The 13,660-nt window shown below is 51.6% G+C and carries 12 protein-coding genes; 10 read left to right on the top strand and 2 right to left on the bottom strand.

Translation table 11 applies throughout. From position 1 onward, the window contains the following. Positions 1 to 8: 8 nt before the first annotated feature. Complete coding sequence (locus ACTS9Y_RS12395) at positions 9 to 1,598, bottom strand: protein adenylyltransferase SelO (RefSeq protein WP_442586235.1); 1,590 nt, start codon at positions 1,596 to 1,598, stop codon at positions 9 to 11. Positions 1,599 to 1,789: 191 nt separating this feature from the next. Between ACTS9Y_RS12395 and ACTS9Y_RS12400 the strand changes: the two genes are divergently transcribed. From ACTS9Y_RS12400 to ACTS9Y_RS12435, 8 genes are all read left to right on the top strand, one after another. Then, positions 1,790 to 3,691 carry a ribonuclease catalytic domain-containing protein gene (locus tag ACTS9Y_RS12400; RefSeq protein WP_442586236.1) on the top strand — a complete coding sequence of 634 codons (1,902 nt, stop codon included), beginning with the start codon at positions 1,790 to 1,792 and terminating at the stop codon, positions 3,689 to 3,691. Beyond that, on the top strand, positions 3,691 to 4,485 hold the full coding sequence (locus ACTS9Y_RS12405) for a polyamine aminopropyltransferase (protein WP_442586237.1): 795 nt from the start codon (positions 3,691 to 3,693) through the stop codon (positions 4,483 to 4,485). Before ACTS9Y_RS12400 ends, ACTS9Y_RS12405 begins: the two co-directional genes overlap by 1 nt. A gap of 75 nt (positions 4,486 to 4,560) precedes the next feature. After that, on the top strand, positions 4,561 to 5,739 hold the full coding sequence (locus tag ACTS9Y_RS12410) for a THUMP domain-containing class I SAM-dependent RNA methyltransferase (RefSeq protein WP_442586238.1): 1,179 nt from the start codon (positions 4,561 to 4,563) through the stop codon (positions 5,737 to 5,739). A 50-nt stretch (positions 5,740 to 5,789) separates the two neighbouring features. Next, positions 5,790 to 6,143, top strand: a complete 354-nt coding sequence (locus tag ACTS9Y_RS12415) for a nucleotide pyrophosphohydrolase (protein WP_442586239.1) — start codon at positions 5,790 to 5,792, stop codon at positions 6,141 to 6,143. Positions 6,144 to 6,243: 100 nt separating this feature from the next. Further along, the gene (locus ACTS9Y_RS12420) at positions 6,244 to 6,768 is read left to right on the top strand and encodes a sigma-70 family RNA polymerase sigma factor (RefSeq protein WP_442586240.1); all 525 of its coding nucleotides are present in this window, start codon (positions 6,244 to 6,246) and stop codon (positions 6,766 to 6,768) included. After that, the gene (locus tag ACTS9Y_RS12425) at positions 6,765 to 7,766 is read left to right on the top strand and encodes a FecR domain-containing protein (protein ID WP_442586241.1); all 1,002 of its coding nucleotides are present in this window, start codon (positions 6,765 to 6,767) and stop codon (positions 7,764 to 7,766) included. The genes ACTS9Y_RS12420 and ACTS9Y_RS12425 overlap by 4 nt, the downstream gene beginning before the upstream one ends. 84 nt (positions 7,767 to 7,850) lie before the next feature. After that, positions 7,851 to 10,307 (top strand): TonB-dependent siderophore receptor, encoded by a 2,457-nt coding sequence (locus tag ACTS9Y_RS12430; protein ID WP_442586242.1) that lies wholly within the window; start codon positions 7,851 to 7,853, stop codon positions 10,305 to 10,307. Between the two features lie 164 nt (positions 10,308 to 10,471). Then, a complete protein-coding gene (locus tag ACTS9Y_RS12435) occupies positions 10,472 to 10,972 on the top strand; it encodes an aminoacyl-tRNA deacylase (protein WP_442586243.1) in 501 nt (166 codons plus the stop codon). Between the two features lie 123 nt (positions 10,973 to 11,095). Here the strand turns inward: ACTS9Y_RS12435 and ACTS9Y_RS12440 are convergent, their stop codons facing one another. Further along, positions 11,096 to 11,551, bottom strand: a complete 456-nt coding sequence (locus ACTS9Y_RS12440; protein ID WP_442586244.1) for a hypothetical protein — start codon at positions 11,549 to 11,551, stop codon at positions 11,096 to 11,098. 218 nt (positions 11,552 to 11,769) lie between these two features. Here ACTS9Y_RS12440 and pabC point away from each other — a divergent pair, with 218 nt between their 5' ends. Continuing rightward, a complete protein-coding gene (gene pabC, locus ACTS9Y_RS12445) occupies positions 11,770 to 12,609 on the top strand; it encodes an aminodeoxychorismate lyase (RefSeq protein ID WP_442586245.1) in 840 nt (279 codons plus the stop codon). A gap of 17 nt (positions 12,610 to 12,626) precedes the next feature. Next, a complete protein-coding gene (mltG, locus tag ACTS9Y_RS12450) occupies positions 12,627 to 13,631 on the top strand; it encodes an endolytic transglycosylase MltG (protein WP_442586246.1) in 1,005 nt (334 codons plus the stop codon). Positions 13,632 to 13,660: the final 29 nt, after the last annotated feature.

The raw sequence follows: 13,660 nt of genomic DNA on the forward strand, positions 1-13,660 counted from the left end.
AGTATTAATTATGAGCTACACGACAGCATGGAGCAACCGGCTTTATGGCGGGCCCAGTCCGGACGTTTTTTTGCAAATGCGGCCATTCCGGCCTGCTCGGTGTATGGATGGCGCAACACTTCAAGCAGGGTGAGCAGCCGTGAGTTGTCGCCTTGCGTGGCGAGGTCAATCGCTTCCTGCGCCAGGTAATTACGTAATACATATACCGGGTTGCTGGTGGCCATGCGCTGCTGACGTTGTTCCGCAGACAAGTTAGATTGCTGTACACGCTGGCTATAGCGCTGCAACCAGGTCTGTATATCTTCGCCAAACTGTTTTAAACCCTGTTCGGTGTAAAAGGCTTCTTCCAGCACCGAAAGTTGCGGGTGCGCAATATCCAGCTGCTTGAGATGGGTGAAAAACAGGGTTTGATCGACCTCGGCCCGCTGCATCAACTCAAAAATATCGTTGATCAACTCGCCATCGCCTGCCTGCCAGCTATCCAGGCCAAATTTGTCTGCTAATGCGCTTGTCAGGGCGTCAAAGTACACCGTATCAAAATGGCTTAATCCTTGTGACAAGCCATTGGTTTCCGGGAGTACCGTTGCCAACGCTTCTGCCAGCCGTTCAAGATTCCAGCGCGCGATATCCGGCTGGCGGCCATAGCAATAACGGCGGCCTTGCGCATCGGTGGTGTTCGGCGTCCAGCTTGGGTCAAAGTTGTCTACCCAGCCATAAGGGCCATAATCGATGGTCAGGCCCAGGATAGACATATTGTCGGTATTCATCACGCCATGCACAAAACCCACGCGCATCCAGTGCGCCACCATGATGGCGGTGCGCGCGCACACCTCACTAAACCAGGCTTCTATCATGCCTTGTCCGGGATTGTCTACATCCAGCAGCAAGCCGGTGCTGGGCCACCAGTCGGCATAATCCCTGTCTATGGTAAAGCCGATAAAGCGCTTGAGTAACGGTAATTCGTCGCGGCTGGCGAGTATCTCAAAATGGCCAAAGCGGATAAACGATGGCGCCACCCGGCAAACAATGGCACCGGGCTCGAACACAGGGTTGCCATCGTAGAACATATCGCGTACCACAGGGTCGCCGGTAGTCACCAGGCTTAATGCCCTGGTGGTGGGGATGCCAAGGTAATGCATGGCTTCGGAACACAGAAACTCGCGCAGGCTGGAGCGTAACACTGCGCGACCATCTGCCGTGCGTGAGTAGGGTGTTTCGCCAGCGCCTTTGAGTTGCAGTTCAAAGCGCTGTTGCTGATGCACGAGTTCGCCCAGGTAGATGGCACGGCCATCGCCGAGCTGGCCAGCCCAGTGCCCGAACTGGTGGCCACCGTAACGCGTGGCGTAGGTAAACATGCCTTGCAGCGCTCCGTTACCGCCCAGTGTCTGTATCATCTCCGGGTCATGCATATCCGCATCGCTCAGGCCCAGCATGGCCGCGACTTCCGGGCTATATGCAAGCAAGGTGGGCTGTTTAACTGGCGTTGGCTGGACGGCTGACCACAAACAGTCACTGACCTGGCGCGTGAAATTGTCAGTGATACGGTCACCGGGTAGCTCGCGTATAAAGCGATTATCAAAAACAAGTGGTTTCATCATTTGTATTCTAGAGACTTACTGCGTTTATGGCATGCTTAATTGGTATGCATGGCTATGCTTAGTTGGGGTCAGGCTTCATTTAGTCAATGGCCAGGGCTAAAGTTCAATCTCTGCCAGAAAAGTGCATGCTTCTCGGGTAAAATAGCGTTTTGAATTCTATCCGTGTGTCATCCACACTCAAATCTCCCGCAATGAATGTTTTTTACGAAGAAGACGGTGGCTTCAAGGTCGCTTCCATTATGTCCGAGGCTGACAGCAGCATGCAAGTCGAGGCCAGCAGCGGCAAACGCAGCAAAATCAAAACCGCCAATGTACTGATGCGGTTTGAAGGCAGCCTGTCGGGGTTTCTTGAAGCTGCAGAAGCCGAAGCGGAAACGCTGGACACCGATTTCTTGTGGGAATGCAGCGGTGAGGCTGAGTTTGGATTTGAAACACTGGCTGAAGAATACTACGGCGGCAAACCCAGCCGGCAGCAAGCCGCGGCAATCGCCATCAAGCTACACGGCGCGCCCATGTATTTTTACCGCAAGGGTAAAGGGCAGTACAAGGCCGCACCGGAGGAAACATTAAAAGCGGCACTGGCAGGCGTAGAAAAAAAACGCCAGCAAACCGAGTTGATGCATCTGATGACTGCGCAACTCACTGCTAAACAATTGCCTGACAGTGTGTCAGCCAAACTGGACCAGTTGCTCTACGCACCTGATAAAAATGCCATGGAGTGGAAAGCGCTGGAGCAAGCTGCTGCCGAGCTGAAAAAGCTACCAGTGCAGGTGCTGCATGAGGCAGGGGCGATTCCTTCCATCCATGATTATCACCTGGGCGCTTTTTTGCGTGAGTATTTTGCGCATGGCACGGCTTTCCCTGAGTTTGCACTGGCAGCATTGCCGGACGATTTGCCGTTATCTGAGGTGCAGGCGTTTAGTATTGATGACAGTACCACCACAGAAATCGATGATGCGTTATCGGTGACGCCGCTGCCAAATGGCAATACCCAGGTCGGCATCCATATTGCCGCGCCTGCCCTGGGCATCACGCCGCGCGAGGCGCTGGATGATGAAGTGATGAAACGGCTGTCTACCGTGTATATGCCCGGCCATAAAATCACCATGTTGCCGGAAACCGCCATCCGCCCGTTCAGCCTGGATGCCGGTGAAACCAAGCCTGCTTTATCACTGTACCTTGAAGTGGCGGCAGATTTGAGTATCGTGCAACAGCATAGCCGTTTAGAGCGCGTGCAGATTGCGCATAACCTGCGGCACGACACGCTGGAGCCTTACTTTAACGAAACCACGCTGGAAACAGATAGCGGCCACCCGTTGTGGCAACCGCTGGTATTCCTGTTCCACTTTGCGGAAAGCCTGGAGAAGGCGCGTGGCAAATACGACCCGACCAAGCCGCAACCGGTGGATTACAATTTCTACGTCACTGATGGCATTGTCAATATCATCAACCGCCAGCGCGGTTCCCCTATGGATAAACTGGTCGCCGAGCTGATGATCGCCGCCAATAGCCAGTGGGGCTTATTGCTGGCCGAACATGAGGTGTCGGGCATTTACCGCGCACAAAACGGCGGCAAGGTGTATATGACCACCAAAGCCGAAGGCCATCAGGGCCTGGGTGTGGCGCAATATGCATGGTGTACTTCGCCGTTACGCCGCGCGGTGGATCTGATCAACCAGCGCCAGATCATTAGTGTGCTGACCATGCAAGCGCCGGTATATGCCGCCCATGGCGATGAAATCGTCGGCCATATGCGCCATTTTGATCAAACCTATAATGCCTATAACGAGTTCCAGACACGCATGGAACGCTACTGGTGCCTGCAATACCTTGTCCAGGAAAGCATCCAGGAAGTAGAAGCGACCGTCTGGCGTGAAAACCTGGTGCGCCTGAATGGCTTGCCGTATATGACTAAAGTGCATGCCCTGCCAGTCCTCAAGCCCGGCAGCAAGGTGCAATTGTCCGTGCAAAAAATCGATACATTGCTGATGGAACTGGAATGCAAGTTCCTGCGAGTGATTGAAGAAACCGTGCCGGATGCAATAGACGCAGACATTGGCGATACGCCGGTGGATGTGGTGGAAAACGCATAATGTTCAAGTTCAACCGTAAGATCCATAAAGCCATTTCTGACCTGGAAATGGTCGAAGTCACCGAAGTCGATGGCGTGCGCTCCATGCATCTGGGCTCGCCAACGATACAAAGCAGCATGAAGGTAAAAGACCCGTTTGCGCTGGTGCTGGCTTATTCCTGGGGCATGATGAGCAGTTTGTTGTTCAAGCCGGATATCCGCAATACCATACTGGTAGGGCTGGGCGGCGGCTCAATTGCCAAATACGTATGGAAAGCCTGCCCGCAGATACACCAGACTGTGATCGAACTCAATCCGCAGGTCATCCAGGTCGCGCGCAGTCATTTCTTTGTGCCAGACGATGACGAGCGCCTGACCATCGTCGAAGGCGATGGTATCGCCTATATCCAGCAACATCTGGGTGGGTGTGACTGGCTGATGATGGATGCATTTGGCAGCAACGGCTTGCCACCTGATTTTTGCACACAGGCGTTTTTTGATGACTGTGCAGAAGCGCTGACGCCAGATGGCCTGTTCGCCATTAACTTATGGGGCTCGGACAAAAAGTTTGATATCTACATGCAGCGCATAGAGCAAACCTTTGACCAGCGCGTGCTGATGATGCCCACCGGCAAGCCGGGTAATATCATTGTCTTTGGCTTTAAGCCTGAACTGGCCATGCCAGATCTGATCACCTTGCGCAAACGTGCGCAGGAAGCCATGCAAACACATGCGATCCAGTTCCTGGATTTAATTGACCGCCTGCAGGGTGCAAACCCAAATGACGGTAAAAGTTTTACCTTGGGCAGAGATTAATACAGCGGCTGGCGAATAGCCGCCCACTTTGCTCAACTATTTAAGTTGATATTCAACTAGAAAATCAGAGAAAACATGCGTAACCATTATTTTGCCACCTGCCCGCGCGGGTTGGAAACACTACTCGTCGAAGAGCTCAAGCTCAGCGGCGCCAATGACATCAAACCTACTGATGGCGGTGCCAGCTTTAGCGGTGACCTGGGTGTGTGTTACCAGATCAACCTGCACTCGCGCGTAGCGACCCGTGTCCTCATGCAGGTTGGCAATGGCCAATACGCCATCGAAGAAGATATTTACCAGGGCGCGCTCAAGGTCAACTGGCCAAACTGGTTTAACGTGAAATACAGCATGATGGTGAAAGTCACCGCTGTGCGCAGCCCGTTGAAAAGCCTGGAATTCATTACGCTCAGGGTAAAAGATGCGATCTGCGATAAATTCCGCCAGGCAGTGGGTAGCCGCCCCAATATCGATACCCGCGAGCCGGATGTCAGGGTGCATGTCTATTTAACCAGCGACCGTTTTCTGCTGTATGTCGATACTTCTGGTAACCCGCTCTACCAGCGTGGCAACCGTAAAAACACCATTGAAGCGCCTTTGCGCGAGAACCTGGCCGCCGGGATTTTAAAACTCGCAGGCTGGCAACCAGGGCAGCCTTTGCTGGACCCCATGTGTGGCAGCGGTACCTTTTTGCAGGAAGCCGTCATGATGGCGCTGAATATCGCACCTGGCCTGAACCGCAATTTTGGTTTTGAAAAACTCAAAAACTTCGAGTCAGACACCTTCAAGAAAATCCGTAATACAGCAGACAAAGCCGTAAAACCTGTCAGTTTCCAGAAGATTTATGGCTCAGATATGGATTTGCGCGCCGTACGCGTGACCAAGCAAAACCTGGAAATGGCTGGCTGGAGCGAAGCCGTGCAACTTAGCCATATTGAATTTACCAAACTCACCCCGCCAGCCGACAGCGGCGTGCTGGTCGCTAACCCACCATACGGCGTGCGCATCGGTGAAGATGAAACCTTGGCCGAGCTATACCCGCAAATGGCCGTCACACTCAAGCAGCAGTTCAGCGGCTGGAATACTTATTTTCTGACCAATGACTTGCGCATGCCTAAATTGATGCGCCTGAGCCCCAGCAAAAAAACGCCCTTGTTTAACGGCCCGCTGGAATGCCGTTTATTTGAAATCAAAATGGTGGCGGGCAGTAACCGCCGCGATAAACCTGAACCAGCAGCAGGTAAACAGCCAGAGTAGGTTGTATCAGGCCTGCAACGCGCAGGCTTAACTTTTTCGATAGGTGAAACATGCCAGATTCCATTCATGAGCTGCGTACGCGGATAAACAATTTTGTTGAAGAGCGCGACTGGGCGCAATTCCATTCGCCAAAAAACCTGGCCATGTCCATGATCGTAGAAGCGGCTGAAGTGGTAGAGCATTTCCAGTGGATGACCGAACAGGAAAGCCGTCAGCTGGATGCAGCCACCAAAGAAAAAGTCGGGCACGAACTGGCCGATACCCTGGTGTATTTAATGCGTATCGCCGAAGTCTGTGGCATAGACCTGATTGCTGCGGCGAATGCCAAAATTGATTTGAATGCACAAAAATATCCGGTAGATAAATGCAAGGGCAGTAACGCCAAGTACACCGATTACCAGTAAACAAGTGTAAGAACGCCTGCCAGCCTTGGGTAGGGGCATCATTTGCTTGTGGGTTTGGTGTACAATTAAGAATCATTATCATTTAATCTGGTGTAAATAGATGCTCAATCCCGAGCAATCTGCTGAATTTGACAGGCTTTACCATGGGCATCACCTATGGTTGCATCAATGGTTCTGTAAACGACTCGGATGTCATTTCCAGGCCGCTGATTTAGCCCAGGACACTTTTGTACGTGTGCTCATTAAACAAGTTGAGCAACAACAATTCACAACGCCGCGTTTCTATTTGCTGCATATCGCTAAAGGCTTATTGATCGACCATTGGCGCCGGCGCACGCTAGAAAAAAATTACCTTGAGGCACTGATATCGCAAGATAGTGAGGGAACGCCTTCACTTGAGGTGCAGGCCATCCTGCTGGAAACATTGATTGAAATCGATGCCATGCTGGAGAAATTGCCATTCAATGTGCGTAAAACCTTCTTGCTGGCCCAGATCGATGGGTTGACCTATAAGCAGATCGCTGAGACTCTGACGGTGTCTGAGCGTATGGTGAAAAAATACATGGCAACCGCAATGTTGCTGTGTTTAAAGTATAAAGTTCAACTGAAATCCCTTTCATTGTGAAGCGCGCATTACATCTACCAGACATAGAAGACACAGCGCTAGAGCAGGCCGCAGAGTGGTATGCAGTGCTGCGCAGTGAGGGCGCTCAACAAGCGGATCATGCGGAATGGCAAATATGGTTACGTGCGGATCCAGCCCACCAGGCGGCCTGGGCTGAAGTTGAATCCATCGATGCTTCATTCAAAGGGCTGATTGAGTCGCAGACTTCACAGGCGGCCAAATCCGCTCTTTTAGAAAGCGCTAGCCATTCCCGTCGACAAATGCTTAAGTTATTAGGCTTTGCCGGGACTGCGATCATTTCCGGCTGGATGGTTAAACGCTATAGTCCCTGGCGAGACTGGCTCACCGATGTCACCGCTACGCATGAGCAATATCAGGTGGACATTGGTCAAACCAGGCTATTCACGCTGGTAGAGGGCAGTAAACTTTGGCTGAATACGAATAGTCAGGCGGACGTCAGTTACAGCCTGGCATTACGCCGTATCACGCTGCGCAAAGGCGAGCTGCTGGTCGCCACCGCCAAAGAGTCCGCCACATTTTATCGGCCGTTGGTCGTTGATACACCACATGGCCGCATCACTGCGATTGGTACACGGTTTACCGTCAGGCTGGATGAATATACAACGCATGTGGCGGTATATGAAGGGGCGGTTTCGATAGAGGCAGATAAGTCGGGCCAGATACAAGGCCTGAAAGCGGGAGAGCAGTTTGAGTTCGATGCACAAACCCTGAAAGCGGTACAGCCTGCCGAAAAAGCGCGTGAAGCCTGGACTCGGGGAATTCTGCTGGTTGATGATCGCAGGCTGGATGATTTTGTTCGCGAGTTATCCCGCTACCGTACCGGGCAGTTGACTGTTGCCCCTGAGGTGGCACATTTACGCATCATGGGGGCCTTTCCCCTCAATAATACAGACCTTATCCTCACTTCACTGACAGTGACGCTGCCAGTGTCTCTCAAGCAGGTCAGCAGCACTGAATTACAGTTGATTAAAAAATAATCTTCTTTTTAGTTCCCCTTTTTAAAATCCGGTCGGTTTAGTTATTGAATACAAAAACACTGTATCTATAACAAAGGGAAACTCATGCAGGCACACGCTTTAAAACCGATTAGAAAAATCATTCACACATTATTCATTGGGCTGACTTTTACCGCATTTAACTATGCGGGGATCACCAACACATTTGCTGAAACGGTAGTGAATACAAAAAGAGCTTATAACATCCAGCCTGGGCCGCTGACGAAGGTCGTGAGTGAGTTTGCCGCTGAGTCGGGAATCTTGTTAGCAGCCAATGCTGAATTAGCCGATGGTAAAACCAGCAAAGGCTTAAAAGGCAGTTACACCGTTGAAGAGGGCTTTGCTGTATTGCTTTCCGGCTCAGGGCTGGTGGCTGCGAGGAACGCCGTTGGTGGTTATAGTATAGAAAAGCCAGCCATCGAATCACGTGACCATCCAGCAGTATTGCCCGAAGTGGCGGTTCAATCACAAGCCGAACAGGAGACGGCTACCAGCCCGGTACGAGGTTTCGTTGCCAAACGCAATGCCACAGCCACCAAAACCGATACGCCTATCATAGAAACACCGCAGGCTATGAGTGTCGTCACCAATGATGAGATGGATGCGCGTGGTGTGCGCGATATTGGGCAGGCGGCTGCGTATACCGCAGGCGTGTTTTCAGGCTCACAAGGCGAAACGACCTTGTTTGGCGGCAATGCGGTCCAGATCCGTGGGTTTGGCGGCAATGGTACCGCTGGCCTGTCTTTCAATGAATATCTGGATGGTTTGAGGCTAAACGGTACCGGGTTTGCCGGCGGTAATCTCGACCCGTATCTATTCGAGCGCGTAGAGGTGTTGAAAGGGCCTGCCTCGGTGCTGTTTGGTCAAACCCAGCCTGGTGGCATCGTCAATATGGTCAGCAAACGCCCGCGAGAAGGCATGCTCAATGAAGTGCGCCTTGGCACCGGCAATCGCGACCATATCAATGGCGCTTTCGATGTTGGCGGGGCATGGGGAGACAATGTATTAGTCCGCGTCACCGGACTTGCGCTGGATGGCGATAGCCAGCAAGACCACAGCGACCGCAAGCGCCAATTGCTGGCGCCATCACTGACCTGGGCAAATGATAAAACGTCACTCACGTTGTTGGCGCATTATCAACGCGATGATATCAATGCCACCATCCTGAGTGTTGTCCCTGCCAGTGGCTTGTTTAGTAATCCCAATGGCCGGGTCTCCCCCAATCTCAGGATAGGCGATCCTGGCTATGAATTCTGGGACAGGCAGACATGGTCATTCGGCTATTTGTTCAGCCATGCCTTCAGTGATGCATTAACCGTCCGGCAAAACCTGCGTTATACGCATAACCAGCTGGACTCTGAATGGTTATACAGACGCTCGCTGAACGCTGATCGACGTACGTTGAACCGGAGTGCTTTCAGTGCCAAAGAGGATGCCGGTAACCTGGCGATAGATAACCAGTTGCAATGGAAAACAGAAACAGGCCCGGTTCAGCATACCTTGCTTGCAGGTGTAGATTATCGCCGCACCTCTAAAGAATCATTACTACGTTTCGGCACTGTGGGTGTACCGACCATCGATTTATTTAACCCGGTCTACCACCGGGCAATACCCACGCAAGCCATCTCGCAGAATAATGATACTGTCGAACAACAGATCGGCACTTATCTGCAAAATCAAATGAAGATAGGCGCGCTCTCTTTATTGGCCGGTGGCCGCTACGACGATGCGCAAAGCACGATTGATGACCGTCAAACCAACGCAACCACCACCCAGCGTAGTCATGCCTTTACGGGCCGCCTGGGCGCGATCTATAACTTTTCTAATGGTGTCGCACCCTATGTCAGCTATGCGCAATCTTTTGAACCTATCAGTGGCACAGCTTTCGGTGGCGCCCGCTTTATTCCAATGGAAGGAGAACAATACGAGTTGGGTATTAAATACCAGCCTGCCGATAGCAACCAGCTTTTGACATTAGCCGTATTTGATCTGACACAACAGAACATGACCACCAATGACCCTAACAACCTTGGCTTCAGTGTTCAGGTGGGAGAGGTGCGTACCCGTGGTCTGGAAATCGAAGAGAAAGCCAGTTTTGATAACGGCTTAAGCCTGACCGCTGCCTACACTTTTCTTGATGATGAGGTGACCAAAAGCAATAACACCAGTATAGGCACGCGTCGGGCTCAGATTCCGCGGCATAGCGCATCTTTGTGGGCGGATTACACAGTGCGTACTGGTACATTTAGCGGTGTCGGTTTAGGGTTAGGTACACGCTACATTGGTGAGACCCAGGGTGACCGCGCGGGAACTAATGTGTTCGAAGTGCCTGGTTATACCTTGTTCGATGCGGCTTTGCGCTATGACTTGGGCCAAAGCCCGCTGGCGTTAAAAGGGTGGAAGTTTGATGTCACGGTGAATAACCTGTTCGATAAAGAATACGTGGCTTCCTGTTTTGCCGCGCATAGCTGCTATATCGGCGTCAGTCGCACGGCTCGTGCATCATTGAGGTATACCTGGTAGTCCTGGTTTTAATCAGCCTATCCGCAGCTTCTATCATGATGGATAGAAGCTGCTGCCTTTTAAACCAGGCACCGGGCCTGCTCTCCGGAATGCTATTTCATGTGCAAAGATGCGCTGTATAATCAATCAGATTCTGCTATTCATTACATCACGAAGAGTTTGACATGCAAATACAGATTACCTCTCCTGTCACTGATCTACTCAAACAGCATGGCTATCATTATCAAGTCATAGAAATCCCCTTGAGTGAAGATAAAAAAACCATCCGCAGTCTGGAGGAGTTGCTGGCCGCACAAGGCTTGCAGCCACACTCTGTGGTACGCAGCGTGGTATTCAAAGGTGAAAACAGCGGTTTTAGCCTGCTGGCGGTCGCCGGAGGCGGACGTGCAGACTGGGCTTTATTGCGCTCACATCTGAATGAGCGCAAATGCCGTATGGCAGAGTATGACGAAGTGCATGAGGCAACCGGCTATGTGGTGGGTGCGGTGCCGCCGATTGCCTTGCCAGAGGATTTACGCGTACTGGTGGATAATAGTGTCGAACAATATGAAAAAGTGGTGATCGGCAGCGGCGTGCTTGGGTATGCGCTGGCAGTTAAATCGGCAGATTTACTGGCTTTGCTGGCAGATAAGGTAAAAGGTGATTTTGTGAAGGCGACAGAGTAGGGCGGCTGTAGGCGCCGGAATACAAGCTTTTACAAAGGTTTTGCTAGGTTCAGGGTTTTGCTTTAAATCTGGTTTAACTACCAAGTTTTAATACCTGGTTTTATCAGGCCAGTTTTATCAGGCTTAATTACCCAACATGGTTTTAATAGAAGCGTTTTTGGCTTTTTCGATCATCACCGCGGCTTGCTCAGGGTTTTTGCTGATTGTGTCTGTCCAGTTTTCGTTGCTACTATCCCCTTCAGCACCACCGCTCATCATGCCCAGTAAGCCATTGCTGTCTTCATTGTCTTCTGCATTATGACCAAACAGCAGCATGGAATTACTCAGCTGGATTTGCCGCATTTGCTGTAACAGGCCTTGCGCGGTATAGATCTCTGTCGTGTTGCCGGATTGGCCTAGCGTGACTTGTGCGCTGGACGAAGCCGGATTCTCATCTTTGGCTGTTTTGGCAAGCGCAGGTTCTTTTTCCGTACTTTTAGCGGCCGCTGTGCTGGCCGTTGCCGTGGCTGCACTGTTGTCCGCGCTGTAAGCCTTGTTGATCATTGCCGCCAGGTTTGTCTGGATGCTGGGAAGTGACATGCATGCCTCCGGTTAAAGTGCAGATACAATACCGCTTAACCTGTTAACGGCATCCTTACATTAAACTTTAGAAAATTGTTTTATTCTTTGTACGAAATCTGTAACCAGGGTTTCCCGCAGATTTTCTGTGGCCGATTTCTGCCTTAGGCTGCGTGGTTGCAGCGGTTTTATGGTAAGGTTTCAGCCTTGTTCAGGCACATCTATTTTCTTCTCTCAACATGACGACTGTCCGCTATTGTGTAAACGGCAAACTGGTGAACGGCATTGCCCCCACGAATCGCGGCTTTGCCTACGGCGACGGTGTTTTCCGCACCCTGCGTTTGCTAAATGGCGAGTTACAGGATTGGCCTTTGCATTATCAAACCCTGGTGGCCGACTGCAGCAAAATCCAGATCGTTTGCCCCTCAGCCGAGTTGCTGATGCAGGAATTCAAGTACTTTATGGCCTCGGCCAGCGAAGAGGAGACGCAGTTCAGTATCCTCAAGATCATCATTACGCGTGGCGAAGGTGCAAGAGGCTATGCGCCACCGGCGGTGAGCGAACCCACGCGGGTGCTGATACAAAGCCCGTTACCCAAGTATCCGCCCGAGATTTATGCTAACGGGGTCGCGCTGTATACCTGCCAGACGCGTCTGGCGCATCAGCCTTTACTGGCGGGTATCAAGCATTTAAATCGCCTGGAAAACGTCCTCGCGCGCGCCGAACTGAAAGACCCGCGTTTTTTTGACGGTTTGCTGCGCGATTACGATGATCATGTGATCGAGGCAGTGAGCGGCAACCTGTTTATCCGCAAAGAGGGCGTAGTCATGACGCCAGTGCTGGAGAGTTGTGGTGTAGCCGGTGTGATGCGGCAAAAAATCCTGGATTGGTATAAAACGCAACGCCAGACAGTCCTGCTGACCACCTTGACGATGGACGATGTGCTGAATGCAGAGGCTATCGTTATTGTGAACAGCGTCTATGGCGTGTTGCAGATATCGCACATTGACGACCAGGCAGTTGCGACCAATCACTGGGCGAAAGAACTCAGGTCACAGTTGCAGTATGTGACGCATTAGAAAATCGTTGATCAGGCATGATGTTCAAGAAAAGTGTTAAATACGGGCTGGCGATTCTGGGGTTATCCGGACTGGCTCTGGCGCTCTGGATAGTGATTTATATGATCAGGCCATTGCCCATGGTTTCCGAAACCATAGGCATGCAGATCCCGGCCGGTGCCAGTGTGCGCGGGATCGCTGACCAGCTGGTTTCGTCCGGCGTATTAAAAGAACCTTACAGTTTTTTGCTGGTGGTAAAACTGACGGGTAGCGGCAGCCGGCTACAGGCAGGCGATTATGCCTTCAACGCACCGCTGCAAGTGCTGGGGCTGATAGACTTGTTGAAGCATGGTACGTTTGACCAGTTCAAATTGCAGCTGACAGAAGGTAAAACCTTTGCCGATTTCCGCCAGAAGCTGGCGCAGATGCCGGGGATCAGGCACGAAACCCTCAATCTTTCAGACCTGGAGTTAATGCAACTGGTCAGTGGTGAAGCGACTGCGCCTGAGGGCTGGTTTTTTCCCGACACCTATTTTATCGATAGCCAAAGCAGCGATGTCGATATGTATAAACGCGCTTACCAGAAGATGCAGAAATACCTGGCAGCCGCGTGGGAAAGCCGCCAGTCTGGCTTGCCTTATAAAACCCCGTATGAGGCATTGGTGATGGCTTCTATTGTAGAAAAAGAAACCGGTGTTGAAATCGAACGCCCACAAATAGCCGGGGTGTTTGTGAATCGTTTACGGCTGGGCATGCGCCTGCAAACCGATCCCACCGTGATTTATGGCATGGGTAGCCGGTATCATGGCAATATCACGCGACGCGATTTACTCACCGATACGCCGTATAACACTTATACTCGCAGTGGTCTGCCGCCGACACCAATCGCCTTGCCTGGTCTGGCTTCTATCCAGGCGGCGTTGCACCCCGCCAATACCAAGGCGCTGTATTTTGTGGCCAACGGGCAGGGCAGGCATGTGTTCACCAGCACGCTGGAAGAACACAACAAGGCTGTGCGCGCCTATCAATTAAAGAAACACTAATTAAACCTCAACGGTAATGATCACAAGAA

Origin of the sequence: Methylophilus sp. (genome assembly GCF_052173275.1) — a bacterium.
GTDB lineage: Bacteria > Pseudomonadota > Gammaproteobacteria > Burkholderiales > Methylophilaceae > Methylophilus.